Below are 21,738 nucleotides of genomic sequence, written 5' to 3' on the forward strand. Positions count from 1 at the left end.
GTGGCGAACGAGGCGATCGCTTTTGGCTACGGCGGCATTGTCGCTGCATCTCGTGCGACGGGTATGGCACCGAGCGTGGTGGGGCGCGGGATCGCCGAAGTACGGGCGATCGAAAACGGGACGGCGAGCCATTTACCGCCAACGCGAAGCCGTCGACCAGGCGCCGGGCGCAAGAAGGCAACCGAGAAGGATCCGAGATTGATTCCGGATCTGAAGAAGCTTGTAGAATCGACGACACGCGGAGATCCCGAGTCGCCGCTTCTGTGGACAGCTCGTAGCCAGCGCAATCTCGTGGAGGCGCTCAAGAAGCAGGGGCACCAAACGAGCATGAAGATGGTCTCAAGACTGCTCAAGGAGCTCGGCTACAGTCTCCAGGCGAATCGCAAGCGGCTTGAGGGCGCGCAGCATCCAGATCGAAACGCTCAGTTTGAGCACATCAACGAGACACTCCGTCGACAGCTCGAAACGAACGAGCCGGCGATCTCTGTGGACACGAAGAAACGAGAGCTTGTCGGACCGTACAAGAACGGCGGCCGCGAGCTCAGCGGGAAGGAAGATCCGGTCGATGTGAACGTGCACGACTTCGTCGACGACGAAAAGGGACGCGCCACACCGTACGGCATCTACGACCTCCAGAAGAACGAGGCGTGGGTCAGCGTTGGCGTGAGCCACGACACGGGGGAATTCGCGGTGCAGAGCATCCGCACCTGGTGGAGCGAGATGGGCGCCTCGAGGTATCCAAACGCGACCTCGCTCGTGATCACGGCGGACGGAGGTGGAAGCAACGGCTATAGGCTGCGCCTATGGAAGCTCGAGCTACAAAAGCTCGTCGACGACCTGCGCTTCCCCATCACCGTCTGTCATCTGCCTCCGGGAACGAGCAAGTGGAACAAGATCGAGCACCGCTTGTTTTCCTTCATCACCCAGAACTGGCGCGGAAAGCCTCTGGTCACCCATCAAGTCATCGTCAATCTAATCGCAGCGACGACGACGACGACCGGACTGCTCGTGAAGAGCCGAGTCGACAGTCGCACTTACGCCAAGGGTCGCCGCGTCTCGGACAAGGACCTCGCACTCGTGAATCTCGATCCCAACGTCTTCCACGGCGAGTGGAACTACACCATCCACCCGACCGTACCGACATGACGAGACGATCGACTTTTTTCGCGGCAGCCCCTAACGTAAGCCGCCTTGCGTCCTTAGCCTTACTGCCGGGCGAAAACAAGGACCCCGCGAGAATCAAGCCATATTGAATCAGTATTTCACAATACATTTGCATGGCGCAGTCAGATCTCCTCCCCTCCAGCCCCCCTCCGCTCGTTGAAGAACCTCAAGCCGGCCACAGATCCGAATCACATCCCGTTTCGCCCGTGCCTCCGGGCGGTCCCCTCGCCGGTGACCACCTGGGCACCTCCGCTGACAGGCCCTTGTAGGCCAGGATCTTCTCGATAGCCCCTCGCTCTTGCACAGGGCCCAGCACCTTCATCGGCCCCGCGCAGCGCGGGCACACCAGCACCTCGTGAGCGAACACGCGCCGCATGAGCTCGGCCCAACTCATCGCCGCTGCGTCGTCTCGCCTTTGCGGCTCCGTAACGTGGTCCTCGCCCCCATCACCTTCGCCCTCGCGCTTGCCACACCCTCGTCGCGCCTTGCGCCCTGCCCCTCCCGGCACGATGCGGGCCCGATCCGCCGCCGCAGGCGCGAACACACCGTGGTAGCGAACCAGGTGGGCGCGCGGACGTGGCACCAACGCCACCAGCTTCTCAATGAACTCCTCGGCCGTAAACGCAACGTGCGTGGTGCCGTCGCGCCACGGCCGTTTGAGCCTGACGGCCACACGCCCGTCGGGTAACTCCGAAAGCCTATCTTCGCTCAGCGGTGGCCTGGCGATGTAGCGAATCAGCCGCTCCAGGCCATCCCTGTCGTTGGCTGCGATGCGCGTGCTGGCGTGCAGGTTGAAGCCCTCGACGAACGCGCACTGCTTCCCCAACACGTAGGGTTCCCACGACGCGATCGGATCGTTGCCGAGCCGCATGACCGCTTGTCCTCGGCGCCTTCCCGTGGCGATGAGGGCTTTGACCGAAGCGCCTGCGATCACGGAGAGCGCCTCGGCGTCGTCAGCGTCTCGTCCCTCTGACGAGGCAAGCGCCCGTGTCACACCCTCCCAGATCCGCGCGGTCACCTCGGCCACCTCCTCATCGCGCGGAGGTGGCGTGGCGAAGAACGCGGGCCGACCGGGCGTGTCGACACGGAACACGCCGTCGGTCACTACGGAATGAAAGTGAACGTTCAGCGCAAGGCCGGAGCCGAAGCGCTGGATCACCGTCACGGCGCCCAATGCGAGTCCCCCCCCGCACCCCGGCCTTGCGCGCACGCTTTCGGTACCACCGGCTCACCTCGCGCAGAAAGACCCTCAGCACCACGCTGGCCAGGTGTGGCTCGCGCGCCATGCGGTAGCGAAGCGCGTGCGGCACCGTCAGCACCCACTGGCGCGCTGGGACCGCCGGAAACACGTTGTCCACCACGTGCGCGGCCGTCTCGCCCATGCGTCGCCCAAGGCAGCTGGGGCAAAAGCCTCTTCGTTTGCACGAAAATGCCACCACCCGCGTCTCGGCGCAGGCTTCGCAACGAACGTTGACGAAACCCTTGCCCAGAATCCCGCAACCCAGATACGCCTCGAACTCCGCCGCCACGAAGGCGGGCAGAAAACCACCCTCGCCTTGTAGGTTGTCGCGGAACGTGAGCCAGGTGTCCTGCACCAGGCGGTAGAGCTGCGTTGTTTCAGGCTCGCGGCGTCGATACCCGGAGACCTTCCCTGCGGCTCTGTCGACCACCCGGGCTTATCGCGCCGGTAGACGTGTTCGTTGTGCGTTTCGGACCTGCGCTGCCAAAGACCGTCGCTTCGGCTCTGCGGCTCACAGGGATCGGAATTCGCGGAGTAGGTCGTCGACTGTGTGAGAGCGGCGCTTTGCAGCCGGGGCCCCGGCCGTGCATGCGATCAATCCTGCGAAAGCTCCCAGGCGTGCGGCAGTGCCGCCTCGCCACGACCAGAAATAACCTGTTCCCCCGCGGCCGCATCGTCTGCTGGATCGGCTTCGCTTGGGGCCTCGGGTGTCAGCACGCCGAAAGCGCCCGGCAGCCCCACGCTGCCCTTCGGCTCGATTCGCCAATCGCTTCGGCTGAAGAAGGCAAGCTTCTGCCGGCCCAGGGTGACCTCGAGGCACAGCTCGAAAGGAGCCGGCGCCTCACCCTGGCAGGACCAGGTGCGAAGCGCGAGCTGTACACGGCGGCGCGCTTGCGGGAAATCCGCCGTCATGAGGTCGCCCTCCAGGGTCCATGTGAACCGGTCGGCCACCACCCGCCAATGGGACATCGCTTGTGCCAGCCCCAACCGTCGCCGTTCGGTCTCGAACACCACGAACTGGCGCACCATATCGCGCGTGTCCCGTGGCATGCGTTCGATCCAGACCTGGTTCAGCACGGACCGCACCGGGCGCTCACGTCCGCGCTCTTCGTCCGTAGACATGCGCCACACGGCCAGCGCCCCGAGCCCGACCACCACCGCCCCGCCCACACGCCTTCGTCTGACCATGCTTAAAAGCCTAGCAGGGCGCCTCTTTGACCGTGAGGGGCGGATGCCTCTTGATTACGGCGGCCCGGCGCAGGAAAACCGCTCGCCATGAGCCGCCCCCCAGAGCCCCCCGCGCCCGAGACGCAGGAAAACCCGTGGACGACCCGCAAAGTCGAGACGCGCTACGAAAATCCCTGGATCCGCGTAGAGCACCACGATGTGCTCACACCGGCAGGCACCTCTGGGATCTACGGGACCGTGCGCTTCAAGAATGTCGCCGTGGGGGTGGTGCCGCTCGATGGTGAGGGAAACACCTGGCTGGTGGGTCAGTTTCGTTATCCCCTCGGCCGCTATAGCTGGGAGATTCCGGAAGGCGGTGCGCCCGCGGGGGAGACGCTCGAGCAGGCGGCCGCGCGCGAGCTGCAGGAAGAGGTAGGCCTGGGTGCACGAAGATGGCGCAAGATCTTGGAGATGGATCTTTCCAACTCGGTCACGGATGAACGCGCGGTGATTTTTTTGGCCCAGGACTTGTTCGAGACCCAGGCCGCGCCGGAGGAGACGGAGAAACTGTGCCTGCGCAAGGTGCCCTTCGAAACCTTCTTCGAAGAGGTCTTGGCGGGTGCACATCGCGATAGCCTGACCGTGGCCGCAGCCCTGCGGGTGAAGCTGCTGATGCTGCAAGGCGCGCTTTAGCGAAGAGACGCCCTCGAACGGAACGTCACGTCGGGCGCGGCCGTTCTCGCCGACGGTGGCACCCCATGTGCACGTCCCTCTCCCCAAAAGGGAGGGGCGTCGATGCTATCGAGACTCATGGGAATCAGCGCGCGACCACAGTTGGTGCTTGCGGTGGCGCTGGGGTTTGCGGCAGGTGCGTGTGCGGCGCAGAAGGAAGAGTTCCGCCCGGCCGAAAAGGCCACGGCCATTTCGCCGCAAGGTTATACGGCCGCCGAGTACGATCTGAAGGCGCGCCAAGGGGGCGATCTGGGAGAGGCCAAGGTATGGTCCAATGGTGCCAAACAGGTCGAGGTGAGAGGTGACGATCGCACCGTCGTGCACGTGGGCTTCACCTTCGAGAACAACGGGGACACCCCCTTGAAGCTGCAGCTCGATCGAACCAGAGCGGACGTGGGTTTGAAAAACGAGGGCGGCTCGGTGACGAACCTGCATGCCGCCCAGGTCGAGGGAGACGTTGAAGTGAGCCCCGGCCAGGAGCGTCAGGTGGCGCTTTACTTCGTGCTGCCGCAAAAGGTCGCGCCGAACGACATCAACGCGTTTCGGGTGCGCTGGACGTTGGCCAACGGCACGAAGTACTTCAGCCAAAGTACGCCCTTCGTGGAGAAACCGGAGCCGCGGGGGCCGCGCTACTACTATTCGCCGTTTTACGACCCGTTTTTCCATAACCGCTTCGTGGGCCCCGGGGCGTTCTCGTTTCACGGGTACCCCTATTCCTACCCGTGGTACTTCTGAACACGCGTCACAGACGCCAAGCCACGGCACGTTTGAAGCGCGAGAAGCATCGAAGCGCTATTGATCCCCGTGTCATCCCCTTTGGCCTCTTTCCACCTCGACCTCGAAGGCATCGGCTTCGACCAGGGCGCGTCGGTGCTCTTGCGGCGCGCCTTGTCCCAGCTTCCGCCGGGACGGCCTTTGCGGGTGCGGGGAGGGTCTGCCGGCTTCGGCGACGCACTGCAGGCTTGGGGCCGCGCCCGTGGGCTCGCGGTGCAGCTCGACGCTGACGGACACGCCGAGCTGGCAGGGCAGCCCACGAGCGGCGGCGGTGCTTCCGGTGATGCCCTCACCGACGACGCCGTGTTGGAGACACCACCAAGCACCTGGGGCCTGGCGGCCCGCGGCGCGCGGGTCGAGGGGGGAGGTCCCTCCTTCGATTTTCCTCTGGCGACCAAACAGGAGGTGTGGAGCGACGAGGCGGCCTGCCTTTACCGTCAGGGCGCGTCGGCACAGTGGGATCCCGAAAGCGCCATCCCCTGGCTGACCCCGCGCACCCACCCCGACGAGGTGGAAGACGCGGTGGTGGCGATCATGACGTACTTGGTGGAGAGCGAGACCGCCGCGCTCGTGGTGCCCGCCCGCTTCGCGAGCCAGGTGCACCCCTACTTTCGCGAGGTCATGCAGGTGCTGGCCCTGCAGGCCGCGGACGAGGCCCGACACATGGAGGTGTTCGCCCGCCGGGCCCGGCTTTACGGGTGGCCGCTCGGCACTTCGACCGTGAGCGCACAGCTCTCGCTCAAAACCTTGGTGGAAGAGCCGGATTTTGCGCTTGCCTCGTTTTTGCTCGCGGTGCTGGGCGAGGGCAACCTGCTGGCCCTGCTGCGCTTCCTGGCACTTCATGGTCCCGACGCCGTCTGTCAGCGTGTGGCGCATCTGGCGGCCCAAGACGAAGCGCGCCATGTGGCCTTCGGGCTCTCGCACCTGGGACGGCAGCTCGCCCACGATCCAGGCCTGCAGGAACGGCTTGCCCACGCGGTCGAGCGGCGGCACGAGGCGCTCGCAGAAACCACCCCGCTCGATGAAGGGCTGTTCGATGCGCTGGTGGTGATCGCGGCGGGCTCGGTGTCGCCGCAGGCCATCGCCCACGGCTACGACGCCGTCGTGAGCCTCATCGCAGAGATGGATCGGGGCCGGCGCCTGCGCCTGCGGCGCCTCGGGTTTTCACCCAGGGAGGCCGCCGCCCTGTCGGCGCTGCACACCCGGAACCTGATGTAGCCGTGTGCGCACACGCCTCCGCGGTGCGTGCGTTTTTCTGCCGCCCGGGCTTTCTGTTTCTGCCGATGGCTGTGTCTACCCCTTCAACAAGGAGACACACGAACCATGCGAACCCCCTCGAGCGTAGCTGGCCCTCTTTTGGGCCTCGTCGCGGCCCTTGGCACCACCGCCTGCCCCGGAGCCGGTGACGAAGCCAGCGATTTCCGCAAAGCCATCCCCACCGAGGACACCGTGAAGCTGCAGGTGCCCGGCACCGAGGGCCAGGCCCTGCAAGTGGAGGGTGAAGGCAAAACGTCGCGCTTTTACAAGCTGACCCGCCACATCAGCCGCGACGTCAACGGCGGTGTGTACCTGGTCCTCGCGTTGGTGCGCGCCGTGGTGGCTCACAGGCCAACCTCCCTCGCCGACAACACCGCCACGTGGGGGCCCTTTTCGGACGCGCTCGACCCCATCGCCTGGAAAGTGACCGTCACCCGCACCTCGCCCGAGGCGTACGCGTACACCTTCGAGGGACAGCCCAAGGCAAACCCCGCCGCCCCGTTCGAAACGGTGCTCTCGGGCACGCACCGTCCGCGCCTGGACGCGAACGGCGAGATCGTGGAGGGCTTCGGTGAGGGGAACTTTTTGCTCGATTTCGAGGCCCGCAACCGGCTGCCCCTGCCCGAGCGTGACGTGGGCTCGGCCGCCGTCACCTACGCGCGGCCAGGCCTTGCGAGCCCCGTGCAGATCACCGCTACGTTCGTGAAGGTGCGGGACGAGGAACGGCCAGGGCGCCTCGTGGACGTGGACTACGCCTACACCCGCGAGGTGGGTGGCAGCGGCAAGCTCGTGTTTGCCTGGCGCCCCGATCCGGCCGCGATCACCGACGGCCCGGCTGATCTCTCTGTGACCAGCCTGTGGACCGCCGCGGGTGCAGGCCGCTCCGATGTGGTGGGCACCAAAGGCACGCTCCCCGCAGGCACGCAGGCCACGGCCAGTGAGTGCTGGGACACGAGCTTTGCCAGCGTTTACCTCGCCACCAGCTGGGCGCCCGCGATCAACTACGGCACGCCCGATCTCTGCGCGCTGCCCGCGATGCCCTGAAGCGCTCGCGTCGGGGCCAGGGTTTGACCTTGGCCCCGTAAGGCGCAACCCTGGAGACGCTTTCACCATGCTGCGCGCGATTGCCGGAGGAAAAACCGAGGCCGACCCACGGGAGCCGCTCAGCACCCTCTACGCCAAGTACGGGGGCGCCGTCTTCGGGCGCTGCGTGTATATCCTGAGGGACAATGCGAAGGCAGAGGACGCCATGCAGGATGTGTTTGCCAAGGCGCTCGAGAACTTTGGCGGCTTTCGCGCCGAGGCCTCACCGCTCACGTGGCTCATGCAGATCGCGACCCATCACTGCCTGAACGTGCTGCGCAGCGAACGGGCGGGGTGGAGGGCCCGGTTCCGACGCGAGCAGGTGGCACGCGGTGAAGAGCATGGAGGCCCGCAGGTCTTCGAGGCGCGTGATCTCGTGCGGCGCCTGCTCGGCCGCTTCGACGCCGAGACCCAGGCGGCGGCCATTCACTACCACGTGGACGAAATGACGCTCGAGGAAGTGGCCACGGCGCTCGGCCGCTCGATCCCCACCGTGCGCAAGCGTCTCGATGTTTTTGCGGAAGCCCTCCGCAAGGAGCTGGCGGCGTGACGCCCCGGAGGTTGCCATGACCACCCCGACATCTACAAAGACCGCGGCGATCGGAAGCTTGATGCTACGCCGCTTTCGCGCCGGTGAGCTCGATGGCCCCACCCGCGCCGCGATCGAAAAAGCGCTCACGGAGCGCCCGGAGCTGCGGGTCAAGCTGGAAGCGCTCGATGCCGAGCAGGCCGCGTTCGAGGCCGAGGTGCCGTTCGAACGCTTTGCCGGCGGCGTACGGCGCGCAGCCCGCGATATGCGCCTTGCGACCCGACGCCCCGCCCGCGCGCCCTGGCTGGCCACGGCGGGGCTGGGCATGGCCGCAGCTGCGGTCCTGGCGCTGTGGGCCCGCCCCTCGCCCTCCCCCTCCTCGTCGCCCCCGCGCGCGGGGGATGCAAACCGCCTCAAGGGCGCCGACGACGATGCGCGGGCCGAGGTGCGCGTGGCCCACGCCAACGGAGGCCCCCAGGCGCACGCGGCCAGCGGACAGCTGTTTTCGCTCCGCGCGGGAGATCGCGTACGCATTGGCCTGCGTCCCCGGGTGGACGGGCATGTGGCCGTGCTGAGCGTCGACGAACGAGCCGTCGTGACACCGCTTTATCCGGAGGCCGGAGACGCGCTCGCGGTGGCCTCCTCATCCCAACCGGTGTTCCTGCCCGACAGCCTCAGCTTCGACGGGTCGGGCCGCGAGGTTCTCTACGTTCTCTTCTCGCATCGTGCGTTCACGCTCGAGGAGATCCTCACCACGCTGGCTCGCAGGGAGCAGGGCCAGCCCCTCACGGTCGCAGAGCGGCTTGCCCGCCTGCCCGGCTTCGCGATCTCCCAGTTCCCTTTCGATAAGCCTTGAGCCGTGTCTTCGTCGCGCCCTCCCCTTTGGCCCTGGCTGTGGACCGCCCTCTTCGTGGGGGTGGCCCTTGCCGGGCGCGTGGGGTCCGCGCAGGCCCAAACAGACGTGCGCTTTGGCCTCTTCGTGGGCAATGACCTCGGGGGCCCCGGGACAAGTCCGCTGCTTTACGCCCGCGAAGACGCCCGGCGCATGCGCGACGTGTTGTTGCGGCTCGGGAATCTGCGCGACGAAAACACCATCCTGCTGCTTGGCCAAGACGCCGCGGCGTTTCGCCAGGCCGTGGACGCCCTGGAGCTGCGCCTCCGCGCCGCCGAGGCCCGCCAAGAGCGCACCACGCTCATCGTGTACTACTCTGGCCACGCCAAGGACGGTGAGCTGCGGCTTGGCGCCTCACGCTTGCCCATGGATGAGCTGCGCAGCCGGGTGAGCCGCAGTCACGCCACTTTGAAGCTGGCCGTCGTCGACGCCTGCCACGCGGGCGGCTTCACGCGGACCAAGGGCGCCCGGAAAGCCCCCGCCTTCGAGGTGGAAGCCACGTCGGCGGCCCAGGCCAGCGGCACGGTGCTGCTCACCTCCAGCAGCTTCGACGAAGACGCCCAGGAATCGGATCACATCGGCGGCAGCTACTTTTCTCATCACTTCGTGAGCGGCTTGCAGGGCGCCGCCGATCGCTCGGGTGATGGCAAGGTGACCTTGGCCGAAGCCTATGCGCACGCGTACGCCCGCACCGTGGCCAGCACCGCCGAGAGCGCGGCAGGTCCCCAGCACCCCACCTTCCGCTACGAGCTCGAAGGCAACGGCGACTTCGTGCTGTCCGATTACACGCAACGGCGGGAGGGCCTGCGTTTACCCGCAGCCGCTCCCGCAGGCACCTACTTTTTGGTGGATGACCGCGGGGTGGTTGCCGCCGAGCTCGACAAAGCCGCGAACCAGGAGCGTCGCGTGTCGGTGGCTCCAGGCGTTTACAAGGTCAAGCGACGCCTGGCCGATCGCCTGCGCGTGGGGCAGGTGCGTGTCGTGCCCGGTGAGCTGGCGGTGCTGGACGAAGGGCGGCTTCACGACACGCCCTTTGCGGACGACCCCGTCAAGGGTGTCGCACGAGACCTTCCCGGACACTTTGCGCTCAGCGTGGGGGCCACGAGCCAGGCCTTCTTCGAGAAGCCCACGCGCGAAAGCCTGTTCCCACCGAGCGGCCTTTTGGCCGCCGAGCTGACGATGTCGAACTTTCTTCGCCACGATTGGGTGCTGGGCTTCGACCTTGCCTTGGGCGGCGGGCAAGGAAGCGTCGAGGACGTTGCGGGGGGGCTTTCCTTCGAGACACGCCAGGTGAATCTCGGGGCCAGCCTGTGGGCCGAGTGGCCGTGGCGCGATGGCGATCTCACGCCGTTTTTCGGCGCGCGCATGGCATTTGTCTTCCTCGACCGCCGCTTCGAGGACGAGGGCCTGCCGGCTCAGTTCTTCTCGACCTTTTCACCCGGGCTCGTGGGCGGCCTGCGCTACCGCCTGAGCCGCCACATGGCCCTGCTCGGCCGCGGGCGCGTGCACTATCTTCTCTACAACGTCGACCAAAACCGCTCGCTGGGCTTCGCGGAACTCACCTTGGCACTGGGCTACGATTTTTGATCCTCTCTTTTTGACGGACTCGACTCACGAGGCGACACATGAAGCCGTTCATCTCGAATCTTTTTCCGGGGCGGGGGCCGCTTTACGCCGCTCTCCTGGGCTCGTGCGTGATCGCGTGCGGGGGTACCTACTCGAACGAGGACATCGCCTTTCAATCGGCCGTACCCGCGTCGGAGAGTCTTCAACCCAACGTGGGCGCGCAACTCGTGGAAGGAAGCGCGGAGTACTACCGCCTGACCCACGGCGTGGTCACGAGTTATCGCAAGATCCTGGGTTTCGTCGCTGTCATCCTCGGCGAGGTCCGCCGTGTACCGGCCACCACGCGGGCACCGGGGCAGCGGATCTGGGGCCCTTTCGCCGACGAGGAGGATCCCCGCTTCGTGCACCGGGTGGTCATGCGCAAACTGCCTGCGGGCACGGACGCCACGACGGCGCCTGACGAGCGCTTCACTTACAGCATCGAGACGGCGCCGGGGGGCACACCTGCCGTGAGCGACGCCTGGGCCCAAGTGGTCACCGGGTGGTTCGATCCTGCCCGGGGCGTGAGCCAAGGACGAGGCCAGGTGATCTTCGACGTCGACTCGCTGCGCACGCGGCGCTACAGGCTGGGCGCCGACGTCGAGACGCTGCGGGTGATCACGCTCGACTACGACATCGAAGCGGACGCGCGCACGCTCATCGTTCATCAGGAGAACCTGGCCAGTGCCAGCTCCCGCTCCGCGGATCTTGCGTACCGTGAAACCGCGGACGGTGCGGCCACGACCCACTTCACGGTCACCGGCACCGGGGCCGCCGCCGTGGAAGCCTTCGATGTGGTGAGCGCCTGGCGCGCCGACGGCGCGGGCCGGGCCGATGTGCTGGTCAGCCGCGGCGGCGCCTTGGGGCTCTCGGCCACTGATTGCTGGGATGGCCTCACGCAGCCGACCTACGTGCGCCGAGACTGGGACGTTGGCAAGAACACCGGCGATCCTGCGACCTGCGTGCTTCCCGCCCTACGCTAGACGCCACGCCAGGGCAGGCACACCGTCCTGCGGCGTCAACGCCCCCAGCGAATCCAATTGCCGCGCGCCCAGCCGTCGTTCGCATCTCGAAAGGCGCCCACGAAGGCCGCCTGGGGATCGAAGAAACCATCGTCCGGGGGTGTTGCGGCGTTCTGCACGAGCGCGGCGCCGGGATAAGGACGGGGCGCATTGCCATCGAAGCAGTCCACCAGCGCGGGGTCCATCATCAGATTCCTGCGCGAGGCTGCGAGCACGTACGCCTGTTCGTCGAGGCCTCCGTCGTCGTCGGCAAGGACCCCGCTGCCGCCGGTGACCTCCGCGTAGGCAAGATTCTCGAGGAGGTTTCCATGAAAGATCGAATGGGTGATCTCCACCTCGGTCGTGGCGTCCCGCAGATCCAGGCCGGCCTCGAAGCCCGACACGATCAGGTTGCGGAACGTCCCGAGCGTCGAGCGCCGCAGCAACATGCCGTATTGCTGTTTATCGAGCTCGAGGTTCTTCCCACACAGCGTGGCGTTGAAGACGGTGGGGTTCGAGCGGGGCTCGTTCAGGCTGCCCGTGGGATCATTGTCACCCTCGAAGCCGTTCGTCTCGTCTGCCACCTCGGGATCTTGCTGCAGGAACAGGAACTGAAGCCGCCCCTGATAGCCGTTGTCCCAGTCGAAGCCGTCGTCGCCATTGTTCTGGCACACCAGGTGTTTCGCCGAAACCGTTCCGCCGAAAAACTCGAAGCAATCATCCGTGGTGGCCCGCACCTGGATGAAATCGAGCACTGTGCCGCTGCCCACCCCCCCCAGCGTGAGCCCGTTGATCTCGTTGTTGGGCCCAAGCTTGCTGCCGCTGTATTCGATGCGCACGTACTTGAGCGCGCCGCTGCCGTCGCTGGGATCGGCCCCTCCAAACTCGCCGCCCTTGAGCAGCCCCTCGATCTGAGGCCGCGGCGCCCCCGCGGCACCATTGACGGGTGCGCGGCCGAGCAAGATGACGCCACCCCAGTCACCCGGCTGCCGGGCCGACTCGGGCACCGCGCTCGTGAACACGATCGGCTCGTCGGCCGTGCCCACGGCCAAGAGCTTGCCGCCGGGCTGCACCACCAACGTTCCCGTCGAGGCCTTGTCGCCCCGCACGGTCGTGCCTTTCTGGATGGTCAACACCACACCCGGGGTCACGAACACGGTGCCCACGAGCAGGTAGTCGCGGTCGCAGGAAAGCGTGGCGCTCGTGGTGATCTCGCCCTCGATCGTTACGAGAGGTTTGTTGGCCGCGAGGCAGTTCGCGCTCGCGGGTGGCGCCGCCGCATCGGACATACCGGCATCCGGGGCGCCCATCTCACCTCCGCTGACCGGGATCGTTCCCGGACCCGGGCCTGGTGGCATGCTACGCGCGACACAGAGCTGCTCGCGCGTGTCACACACGGTACCGGCGAAGGCGGCGCAGTCCGCGTCCGTGCGGCACTGTGAGCGGGAGGTGTCGAGGAGCAGCGTGCAAGCGCCCACACAAAAGACGAGGGCTGCCAAACCGAAGAGGCGGCTCATCAGAAGCCTCCCTGCAGCGAGAAGCCACGTTGGTGAAAGGACAAGGTGGGCCGATGACGGGACTCTGCGCGCCGGGCTCTTTCGGGCGTGTCTCCCGTAGAGGCCACGATGGCCACCAACGCGGAGACAACCGCTCCCACGAGCAGCCCATCGGCCACCAAAGACAGCGTCTTCGTTTGGCTCTCCTTGTCGTCGAGCGCGCTTGGCGAGGCAGGGTAACGCGCGCGCAGATCGGCCAAGTCTTCACTCGAGCGATAGGCCAGCGCCCCCGTGGTGGCGGCGCCCGCAAGCAGCACGCCACTGAGTCCCCAGGCGACCCACGCGCCCGTCGACAAGCCCTGGGTGCCCGGGGAAGGCGTAGCACCGGCGGTGGGCACCGCTTCCGCGGCTGAGGCGGCACCCGGGCGGGGGGACTCGGAAGCGAAGCGGGCCACGAGGCGTGCGCCTCCCGTGGCATCGAACACACGCGTCGAGCTCCGCCCGTTGCGGGCGTTCAACGTCACCTTGACCCGCCCCACGTTCACCGTTACGGGGGCGGCCAGCGGCAACGTGCCCACGAGTACGTCGTTGACGAGCACCTCCGCACCCGGCGCCGCCCCCGTCACCTCGAGTAGGGCCACGCGCTTTTCGAGCTTGGCGATCTCGGCCTGCACCTGAGCGCGCCGCTCGGGCGTGACGTTGTCATCTCCTGCGCTTGCGTAGGCGCGAAAGTGTCCAAGAGCCGTTGCGTAGTCCTGCGTCTCGAAAGCCACTTGGCCGAGATTGAAGAGCAGTTGGGGACGCGGGGCCAGCTCGTAAGCTCGGGAGAACTCGACGTAGGCCGCGTTCGGATTGCCCTCCTCGTAGAGTTCCACGCCGCGACGAAAGTGCCGCTGCGCTTGCCCGGTGCGGTCCTCGTCGGCCGCGGCGGCGCGCGCGGGGAGGCATGGAAAGCTCGTGGCGGTGGCCACCGCGAGGGCCAGGGCCAGGGTACGCAAGGATCGGTTGGTCATGGGCTGTCGTAGGGATTGGTGACGTCGATCGCGCGTTGTTTGGCGACGCGAACGCGCGGTCGAAGTTCAACCTCGAAGGGGTCCGAAGCCACGGCCTTCGAGGGAGGTGCTTCGGTGGGTGGTGCCCCGGTGCGGTTGGAGTCTTGCGGCAGGGCTCCGCCGCGGGAGGATTCACCGGGCTCCCGCACCTGCCGCGGTTCGTGCCGGCGCGGGGGCTTCGGGCGCGGATCGGGCTCCGGCGGGACAGCGGCCACGGGGGCCGTCTCTTCGCGCGGAGGATCTGCGGCCACGGGGGTCTGCGGCGAAGCCGGATCGTCGGAGGCCGCCGCAAACTCGCGCTCGGGGGCAGAGGGAGGCGTGACGGTCTCGGGCTTCGGCAGCACCTGCTCGCTTGGCCCCCCCGCGCCCGGCTCCGGGGCCCTCGCGAGGTACGTGGCGCCCAGCCCCGCACCGACGCCGCACACCGAGAACGCCAGCACCGCCGCACCCAAGCGCGCACGGCTCGCGCGGCGTGTCCTCGCGGCGGGCGCGGGTTCCAGAGGAATCGGCAGCAGCGACGACACCGTGGCGCGAAAGTCTTGCTCGGCGGCGGCGACCAGCGCGGCGCTCGGGCGCAAACCGCTCTCGATGAGCGCGCGCATCTCGTCGCGCTCCTTGACGAAGGCGTCGGCCACGACGTTGGCAAGGCGCCGCGTGTGCGACATCTCTGCGTTGAGGAGCACCGACTCAAGCGCGTTCGCGAAGGCCGCAGCGCTTTCGTACCGCCCTTCCGGGGCCAGGGACAGCGCGCGCGCGCAGACGCGCAGGAGCTCGGGTGAAGCCTCCGCGCCGCTTGGGGGCGGCAGCGGAACGCCGGATGCCAGTGTACGCACGATCTCGGCCTCGGACCTGCCGTGCCACAGACGCCGGCCGCTGATCGCCTCCCACAACATCACGCCCACGGAGAAGATATCGGCGCGCCGGTCGATCGCCCGCCCGGTCACCTGCTCGGGGGCCATGTACCCCAGGCGCCCCTTGAGCACGCCCGGGCGCGTGGCGTGGCCCGCAGCCAAGGATTTGGCGATCCCGAAATCGAGAAGCTTCACGGCGCCTTCGTAGGTCACGAAGACGTTGTGCGGGCTCACATCCCTGTGGACCACCCCCAAAGGCTTTCCATCGTAGCTCCTCAGGGTGTGCGCGTATTCGAGCGCGTCCAGCACTTGAAGCAGAACGCGCAGCCTCAGATCGAGCGGCAGCGTGCCCAGCACGAAGCAGCGGTTCAGCACCGCGTTGAACGGCTGCCCTTCCAGGAACTCCATCGCGATGAAGAGCTGGTCGTCCATGGTGCCGACCTCGAAGGTGTGCACCACGTTAGGGTGGTTGAGACGAAGAGCCAGGCGGGCTTCGTCAAGGAACATACTGACGAAGTCGGGCTCCCGGAGCAGGTCCTTCCATACCCGCTTCAAGGCCACCAGCTTCACGCAGTCGGCAGGCCCCGTGGTCTTCGCCAAAAACAGCTCCGCCATGCCCCCACGCCCGATCGGCGCGAGCAGCTCGTACTTGTGGGCCAGGCGCGGCGCCTGGGCAGGCATCTGTGAGGAAGAGGCGTTCATGGCGCACCACGCACGTCCGGCTCACCCTGGCACACCTCTCGCTACAGCACTGTGAACGTTCGGTGACAGCGCACGCGTTCTCCTTTGAACCACGGGCCACGGCATCGAAGACGAACGGTAACCCTTTGCGGGTTCGTGCGTATCCGGGAGTCAGGCGGCCCGACATGATACGTGTGAACCCCTTGCTTTTTTGTGCGATCGTCGCCTCGTGCGCGTCCAGCGACGAGGATTTGACCGACAACGCGGACGCCCGCCCCGCGGAGAGGCCCACTGAGATGGGGGGCCCGGGTGTGGACGCGGCTCCCGCCATGACCGGCACGGAGCCCCCGGAGGGCGGGCTGCCCCAGGCGCCCATCGACGCAAGCCCTGCTCCGGATGGAGCCAAGCCCCCCACCCCGGGCGCCCAGACCGTTCCCTCCGAAAAAGCCGCGCTCATCGCTTACCTGCAATCAGGCGCCTACGAGACGCTACCGGCTGAACCTGCGGCGCACCCCTCCACAGGGCCCCACTTTGGTCTGGTCCGCACCTTCTTCAACCAGGCCCTCGCCGACTCCCTGGCCCAAGGCAACAGCGTTCATCCGGTCGGTGCGGCAGCGGTCAAGGAGCTCTTCAGGCAAGGCAGCACCGTGCGCGGCTGGGCGGTGATGGTCAAGGTCGCGGAGGGCTCCGGCGGCGGCAGCTGGTACTGGTACGAAGGCATCGATGGCACCGAGTTCGCCGCGAGCACAGGCGCAGGGCTTTGCACGGGCTGCCACGGCGCCGGTCGAGACTTCGTCCTGACCCCGCCCCTCTAAAGAAGAACCGGTAAAGGCTCCCTGCGCGCCCTACTCAGCCCACCAGATCGAGGCTTTGGTAGGAGAAGTCCGAAGCGATCGTGGTCCCCCAGACCTTGTCTCCTCCTTCGTGATCCGAAGGACCAAAGTCGATGGAGGTCCCTATCCCCAGATCGAGTTGCTTGATGCCTTCGAGAACATCCACCAACTCTTCGCGCTCGAACGCCTGGCAGCGCGCGAGCGCCTCCACCATCAAACAGCCAACGATGTAGCCCTCGAGGCTCACGAAGGAAGGCGTTTCTTCAGGAAAAAAGCGTGCGAGCGTTTCGCGATACTTGATCACGCCCGTGGCTTCGGCGAGCGGATGGGGCACCACCTGCGTTACGATCGCCTCCTTCGGCGCCGGGCCCAGGCCTCGTAGCTCCTCGGCAAGCGCCTCACTGCCAACGAAGGAGACGTTGCCGTAGAGTTTCTCCTGCTGCTTGTGCCGAAGACCATCGATGAAGCGTGCGGCGGCCTGATATGTCGCAATCATGACCACCGCCTCGATCTCACGCCCCCGCGCGGCGATGACCTCGATAGCCTGACTCACATCCAGGCTGTTGCGTTCGTACCCAACCCGCAGCAAGCGATCGGAGTCAGCGAACTCGTGCTTACGCAGCTGATGCACGACCCCCGCCATGCCGGCGTCACCAAAGCTATCGGCTTGCGCAAACACCGCGATCTTTTCGGGGGCGATGCGCCGAACCCCCACGAAGTGATCGATCATCGCCGCAGTTTCCTGTGCGTAGCTCGCGCGGTAGTTGAACACATAGCGGTCCGGGGGCGTTTTGCGGAGCACGGGCGCGCCCGACAAAGCGCCCACCAGGGGCGTTCGCCGTTCGAGACACAGCGGCAAGGCGGCCGCGGCCGTGGGTGTCCCCACGTTGCCCACGACGGCGAGGACCTTTGCGCCATCGAGGAGCTTGCCCATGTTCTGCTGGGTCCGCGTGGGCTCATAGCCGTCGTCGAGCGCCAGGAGCTGAAGGGGAAAAGGTAGTTCTGCCGCCGCCTCTGCAGCGAAGAGCCGCGCTTGCAAACCGGTGTGCATGGCCCGCCCGAGGTATTGTGAGGGCCCCGAAAAGGCAGCGCTCATTCCCAAGCGCACGGGCTTGCGGCGCGCGATCCCCAGCTTCACGCCGATGCCAAAGCCCACGGCGGCCAAGGCCCCCGCACCTCCGCCGAGCAGCAACTTCCGGCGGGCGGACCACACGGGGCGCCGGCTTGGGCCTGGCCCCGCGATCGAGAGGGGCACCTCGACGCCCGTCAGCAAGATCCCCGAGCGGGGCTGAATCTCGAGCCCTGGGGGCGCAACGCCACTCGTTCCGTTCCCATCCGCGGCGAACGACGGCGTTGGAAGCAGCGACGTGGGAGGTAGCGCCGGCAGGGGCTGGGAAGGCGCTGACCCCGTCGGCAGGACGGTCGTGCCCGTGGCGGTGCGGGCAGGCGCCCCCGTCCCTGTGGGCAAAACGGTGGTCGCGGGAACGCCGGCGCCCCTTGGCGGGAGCCCGGGGCCCGTGGAAGGCAGGCCCGTGGGCAAAACCGCCGTGCGCCCCGGAGGTGGCGCGCTGGCCGCAGCTTGGGTCAGCGCTTGCCAAAGCTCCGCCACCGATTGGAACCTCTGCCGTGGGTCGGTGGCCAAGGCGCGGAAGATCACGTCTTGCAAGGGTCCCGGCGCACTCTCGGGTCCGGCGGGCAGGGGCTCGGGACCTGCGCTGAGCTGCCGCGCCATGATGGACTGGGCCGTCGTGCCTCCGAAAGGATCGCGCCCGGCCAGCATGAAGTAAAAGATCGCGGCAAGGCCGTAAATGTCGGAGCGCGCGTCGGGTTCGGAGCTGGCCGTAATCTGCTCCGGCGCGGCATAGCCGGGTGTGCCCAACATGAAGCCATCCCGCGTGATGTGCGTGTCCATGGTGACATGGCGGGCAAGACCGAAGTCCAGCACCTTCACGTTCATGCCCCGACCAGCACGCTTCTCGAGGAAGACGTTTGCCGGCTTGAGATCCCGGTGAATGAGCCCGGCGCGGTGGGCCTCCCCCACGCCGGCACAGATGTGCTTGAAGACTTGCAGCGCCGTGGCCTGTGGTAGGCCCCGACCTGCACTGACCAACTCGTTGAGCGGCGCCCCCTCGAGCAGCTCCATCACGAGAAAGAACACGCCGCCCTCCGTGTTCCCGGCGTCGTAGACCAGCACGACGTTCGGATGGTTGAGCTGACTCAACACCCGGGCCTCCCGGAAAAAGCGGGTGACCAAGCTCGGATCGCGTTCCAGGCCTGGCAAAAGCGTTTTAATCGCCACGCGCCGTCCCAAGGCCAGCTGCGTGCCCTGGTAGACCACACCGAAGCCCCCTTCGCCGATCTTCCGGTCCACCCGGTACATGCCCTTGAGGGTCGTGCCCTCCAGGCTCACCGGCTGGGTCCGCTCGATGAGGGTCACGCCGTCGGTGGGGCACGTGGGGCCCTGGCCTTCTTGGCCGCAGAGAGGACAGAACTTCATTCCGCTTCCAGCTTTGCCTTCGCCTGACGCCCGCCTCGCGCGGGCCCCCGTCAGTCTTCGGCGGAATGCCGGCAGCCCTTGACGGCCCGGGTCCAGGGCCCGACTTCCTTGCGGAAGGACCGGGCGGACTTGCGCCCCGTGTCAGAGAATGGTGTTTTTTCGATCCCCCGTGAGCTCTTTGCGGTCGCAAAATCACTTGAGGCTTTCATGCGAACCATAACAAGAACCATCCCCTTCACTGCCCTGGCGGTTGCGACGACCAGCGGTGTCCTCCCGCTCCTTGCCAAGGACGCACGGGCATGTTCCATCGCGGCCTGCGAGGGCGCGCTGCTTTCAGCCCCAGAGCTCGAGATGCCATCCGATCAGATCCGCTTCAGTGTCAAGGCGAGCTCGTCGTTGGCGGTGGTCTCGGACGCTTCCCCCGAACCCTTGCCGCTCGTCCGCCTGCGCTCCGAGATGTGGAACGGCGTCGAGCGGGACGTGCTCGGGCCCGCGAGCCCGATCGCACCCGGCACGAGGCTCTCGGTCACCACAAAGCTGGGGTGTGCGACCAACGACGCGAAGGTGAACATCCAGGTGACACCGGCAGCAAGCATCCCAACTGTGGTGGGTCACCTGGCCTTCGGAGGCATCACCGAGCACGCCGAGCTCGGTTTTCGTCTCGCTTTTTCCCGCATGTCTGACGCGCCTTGGATGCTGCCCCTCGGCAAATCCACCTTCCAGGGCACGTTGACAAAGTCCAACGGCGCCCTCGCGCCGTTCGTGCTCAGGGAGATCGACCTCTCCGGGATCACCCTCTGCAAAGAGGAAGCCGCTGATTCGTGTCTTGGTGTGCAATCCTTCCCCGAAGGCAAGGTGACGCTGCGATGGTCACATCACATCTACGGCGTGGCCGAAGACGCGCAACCGCGTGACACGACCCTCGAGCTCGTGACGACCTGCGCGGACGGGCGTCCCAGCTCGATCCTCTTCGACGGCCAGCTGGTGTGGCAAGCGCCGGGCAGCCCAGAAGCAGACGCGGGGGTGGACCCGCCCATCGTGCCCCCGGACGCCGGCACGCCCAACGATCCCGGCACGCCCACCGACACTTCGCCGCCCTCGCCCGACGCCGGCATACCCACCGCGCCGGATGCTTCCTCGGCCGATGACTTCATCGAGATGGACGAAGGCGGATGGTCGTGTCGTATCGCCGGGTCTCGCGACACGGAGGGACCGCTGTGGCTCGCGCTCCTGGGTGCGCTTGGCTGGGTTGCGCGCCGAAAGCGCCGCCAAGGGACCGGGCCCACGCTTCGCTAAGGACCATGAAACGCTTGTCACGCGGTCGGTCTCGCGATTCCGAGGACGCGGGCGTCGGAGGCACCCTCGAGGCAGGCCTTCGTGCGTCCGGGCCCGCGGCATTCGCCGCCCGGACCGAGGCTCTGTATGCACGATATTCCGGCTACGTGGCCACGGTCATTTATCGCATCTGGGGAACCCAGCGCGATCTCGAGGATGCGGTCCACGACGTGTTCGTCGAATCGTTTCGGGCTCTGAACCGCAGCGGGGAGCCCGAAAATGAGAAGGCGTGGATACGCACGATCACGGTCCGCCTGGCGCTTGCCGAGGCCAAGCGACGGCGCCGCGCACCGCACCCTCTGGACGAAACGATGTTACCCTTTCACCTTCCCTCGCTCGGCGGACAACAAGACAAGCTCGTGGACCTCTGGCGAAGGCTGCGCGCTCTGTCGCCAGACGTCCGTGCGGCCTGGGCCCTGGCCGTGATTGACGGTGTCGAGCTTCTCGACGCCGCCCGGCTCTGCGGATGTTCACTCGCCACCGTCAAGCGTCGCGTCCTGGCCGCCAACGCGGCGCTGGGGGATTTGTTCGATGTTTAAACCCGAAGACCTGCGCGACACCGATCACGAAGGCACAAAACCTCCCTATTGGGACAACGTGCGCGCGGAGCGCACGCGGTTTCGTTTGCGACAAAGTCTCGCAGCAGAGCTGCGTGCCCCGCACGCTACGTCGGCCCCACCCGCACGCCTGTGGTTGGCATCGGTGCGCCTGCGGCGCATCACGCTCGGGAGCCTGGCGGCGGCCTGCGTGGCCTTCTCCGTGTGGCTCTCCTCGGTTGAGCTTGCCCCCCCACCCCACGAACACAACTTTTCCGAACCTTCGCACAAAGCGGCACCCCTCGAAGCGCCTCGCCCTCCACGTGCACCCGAGGCCAGCGAAGCACGTGAAGCGTCCCGCAACGAGCTTCGGGAGTTGAGGCTTGGGGCAAGCACGGTCTCCGCCGCTGCCGACGCCCGGTTCGCCGTGGGCAAGGGCAACGACGGGCTCGAACTGTCGTCCGGAAGGCTCTTGGTGCAGGCCGATCGCGCGCCGTCGGGGCTGCGGATCACAGTTCATCACTGGGAAGTGATCGTGCTGGGGGCCGCGTACGTGACGGCAAATGCCAAAGGTGTGACCGTCGAGGTGCTCAAGGGCGTCGCGAAGTACACGGCCAAGGGATCCCATGGACCCTGGACGGTGATTGCCTTTGCCGAAGCCCCCTTCGTGCTGCCGAAACCAGGCTTCCTCGATCTCTGGCTGGAAGCCAAGCGCTTCGCAAGCGCAGGATTGTGGGAGAAGGCCCGCTCTCGCCTCGACGAGGCCAGACAGGTGGCCCCCAACGATCACACACGCGCGGCCATCAACTTCGAGGAAGCTCAAACGTGGCTGAGGTCAGGAGAGCCGAACAAAGCGCGCGCGGCCTTGCGCGCAGCGCTCGTCGACGATCCTGATGGCCCCGTAGCTCCCCGTGCCTTGGAGCTCTTGAATCACCTGGAACGCACCCCGTGAGAGGTCTGCGCGCGAAACTAACGTACGGGCTTGGATGGCTTCTGATCGTCAGTGTATCGCG

Annotated in this window: 20 protein-coding genes; 13 read left to right on the forward strand and 7 right to left on the reverse strand. The window is 66.8% G+C overall.

The window, feature by feature from the left end:
• Nucleotides 1-1,146: ISAzo13 family transposase (locus tag KA712_24190; protein ID MCG5056064.1), on the forward strand; the 1,146-nt coding region annotated here is incomplete at its 5' end.
• Nucleotides 1,147-1,330: 184 nt separating this feature from the next.
• Here the strand turns inward: KA712_24190 and KA712_24195 are convergent.
• The 3 genes from KA712_24195 to KA712_24205 all read right to left on the reverse strand — a co-directional run bounded on the left by KA712_24195 (nucleotide 1,331) and on the right by KA712_24205 (nucleotide 3,592).
• The gene (locus KA712_24195; GenBank protein MCG5056065.1) at nucleotides 1,331-2,257 is read right to left on the reverse strand and encodes a transposase; all 927 of its coding nucleotides are present in this window, start codon (nucleotides 2,255-2,257) and stop codon (nucleotides 1,331-1,333) included.
• A complete protein-coding gene (locus tag KA712_24200; protein ID MCG5056066.1) occupies nucleotides 2,196-2,834 on the reverse strand; it encodes a transposase zinc-binding domain-containing protein in 639 nt (212 codons plus the stop codon). Before KA712_24200 ends, KA712_24195 begins: the two co-directional genes overlap by 62 nt.
• A gap of 164 nt (nucleotides 2,835-2,998) precedes the next feature.
• Complete coding sequence (locus KA712_24205) at nucleotides 2,999-3,592, reverse strand: hypothetical protein (GenBank protein ID MCG5056067.1); 594 nt, start codon at nucleotides 3,590-3,592, stop codon at nucleotides 2,999-3,001.
• Between the two features lie 87 nt (nucleotides 3,593-3,679).
• On the opposite strand from KA712_24205, the gene KA712_24210 reads away from it, so the two are divergent.
• From KA712_24210 to KA712_24245, 8 genes are all read left to right on the forward strand, one after another.
• On the forward strand, nucleotides 3,680-4,264 hold the full coding sequence (locus tag KA712_24210) for an NUDIX hydrolase (GenBank protein ID MCG5056068.1): 585 nt from the start codon (nucleotides 3,680-3,682) through the stop codon (nucleotides 4,262-4,264).
• A gap of 102 nt (nucleotides 4,265-4,366) precedes the next feature.
• Nucleotides 4,367-5,038: a hypothetical protein gene (locus KA712_24215; GenBank protein ID MCG5056069.1), complete on the forward strand. Its 672-nt coding sequence runs from the start codon at nucleotides 4,367-4,369 to the stop codon at nucleotides 5,036-5,038.
• A gap of 69 nt (nucleotides 5,039-5,107) precedes the next feature.
• Complete coding sequence (locus KA712_24220) at nucleotides 5,108-6,295, forward strand: ferritin-like domain-containing protein (protein MCG5056070.1); 1,188 nt, start codon at nucleotides 5,108-5,110, stop codon at nucleotides 6,293-6,295.
• Nucleotides 6,296-6,400: 105 nt separating this feature from the next.
• A complete protein-coding gene (locus tag KA712_24225) occupies nucleotides 6,401-7,378 on the forward strand; it encodes a hypothetical protein (protein ID MCG5056071.1) in 978 nt (325 codons plus the stop codon).
• Nucleotides 7,379-7,445: 67 nt separating this feature from the next.
• A complete protein-coding gene (locus tag KA712_24230) occupies nucleotides 7,446-7,967 on the forward strand; it encodes a sigma-70 family RNA polymerase sigma factor (protein ID MCG5056072.1) in 522 nt (173 codons plus the stop codon).
• A gap of 16 nt (nucleotides 7,968-7,983) precedes the next feature.
• Nucleotides 7,984-8,802, forward strand: coding sequence for a DUF4384 domain-containing protein (locus tag KA712_24235; GenBank protein MCG5056073.1), 819 nt, complete (start codon nucleotides 7,984-7,986; stop codon nucleotides 8,800-8,802).
• A gap of 36 nt (nucleotides 8,803-8,838) precedes the next feature.
• The gene (locus KA712_24240; protein ID MCG5056074.1) at nucleotides 8,839-10,425 is read left to right on the forward strand and encodes a caspase family protein; all 1,587 of its coding nucleotides are present in this window, start codon (nucleotides 8,839-8,841) and stop codon (nucleotides 10,423-10,425) included.
• A 38-nt stretch (nucleotides 10,426-10,463) separates the two neighbouring features.
• Nucleotides 10,464-11,426: a hypothetical protein gene (locus KA712_24245; GenBank protein ID MCG5056075.1), complete on the forward strand. Its 963-nt coding sequence runs from the start codon at nucleotides 10,464-10,466 to the stop codon at nucleotides 11,424-11,426.
• A gap of 35 nt (nucleotides 11,427-11,461) precedes the next feature.
• Here the strand turns inward: KA712_24245 and KA712_24250 are convergent, their stop codons facing one another.
• From KA712_24250 to KA712_24260, 3 genes are read right to left on the reverse strand one after another with little or no spacing between them, the layout of a single operon-like run.
• Nucleotides 11,462-12,961 carry a hypothetical protein gene (locus tag KA712_24250; protein MCG5056076.1) on the reverse strand — a complete coding sequence of 500 codons (1,500 nt, stop codon included), beginning with the start codon at nucleotides 12,959-12,961 and terminating at the stop codon, nucleotides 11,462-11,464.
• Nucleotides 12,961-13,953 (reverse strand): hypothetical protein, encoded by a 993-nt coding sequence (locus KA712_24255; protein ID MCG5056077.1) that lies wholly within the window; start codon nucleotides 13,951-13,953, stop codon nucleotides 12,961-12,963. The genes KA712_24250 and KA712_24255 overlap by 1 nt, the downstream gene beginning before the upstream one ends.
• Nucleotides 13,950-15,545 (reverse strand): protein kinase, encoded by a 1,596-nt coding sequence (locus KA712_24260; GenBank protein ID MCG5056078.1) that lies wholly within the window; start codon nucleotides 15,543-15,545, stop codon nucleotides 13,950-13,952. The genes KA712_24255 and KA712_24260 overlap by 4 nt, the downstream gene beginning before the upstream one ends.
• 164 nt (nucleotides 15,546-15,709) lie before the next feature.
• On the opposite strand from KA712_24260, the gene KA712_24265 reads away from it, so the two are divergent.
• Complete coding sequence (locus KA712_24265) at nucleotides 15,710-16,339, forward strand: hypothetical protein (GenBank protein MCG5056079.1); 630 nt, start codon at nucleotides 15,710-15,712, stop codon at nucleotides 16,337-16,339.
• A gap of 34 nt (nucleotides 16,340-16,373) precedes the next feature.
• On the opposite strand, the gene KA712_24270 is transcribed toward KA712_24265, so the two are convergent.
• Nucleotides 16,374-18,854, reverse strand: coding sequence for an ABC transporter substrate-binding protein (locus KA712_24270; protein MCG5056080.1), 2,481 nt, complete (start codon nucleotides 18,852-18,854; stop codon nucleotides 16,374-16,376).
• 207 nt (nucleotides 18,855-19,061) lie between these two features.
• On the opposite strand from KA712_24270, the gene KA712_24275 reads away from it, so the two are divergent.
• Genes KA712_24275 through KA712_24285 form a run of 3 tightly spaced genes read left to right on the forward strand, consistent with a single transcriptional unit; the run spans nucleotide 19,062 to nucleotide 21,677 of the window.
• The gene (locus tag KA712_24275) at nucleotides 19,062-20,150 is read left to right on the forward strand and encodes a hypothetical protein (protein ID MCG5056081.1); all 1,089 of its coding nucleotides are present in this window, start codon (nucleotides 19,062-19,064) and stop codon (nucleotides 20,148-20,150) included.
• A gap of 5 nt (nucleotides 20,151-20,155) precedes the next feature.
• On the forward strand, nucleotides 20,156-20,728 hold the full coding sequence (locus tag KA712_24280) for an RNA polymerase sigma factor (protein MCG5056082.1): 573 nt from the start codon (nucleotides 20,156-20,158) through the stop codon (nucleotides 20,726-20,728).
• A complete protein-coding gene (locus KA712_24285) occupies nucleotides 20,721-21,677 on the forward strand; it encodes a hypothetical protein (GenBank protein MCG5056083.1) in 957 nt (318 codons plus the stop codon). The genes KA712_24280 and KA712_24285 overlap by 8 nt, the downstream gene beginning before the upstream one ends.
• Nucleotides 21,678-21,738: the final 61 nt, after the last annotated feature.

This window comes from Myxococcales bacterium (genome assembly GCA_022184915.1).
GTDB lineage: Bacteria > Myxococcota_A > Polyangia > Fen-1088 > Fen-1088 > JAGTJU01.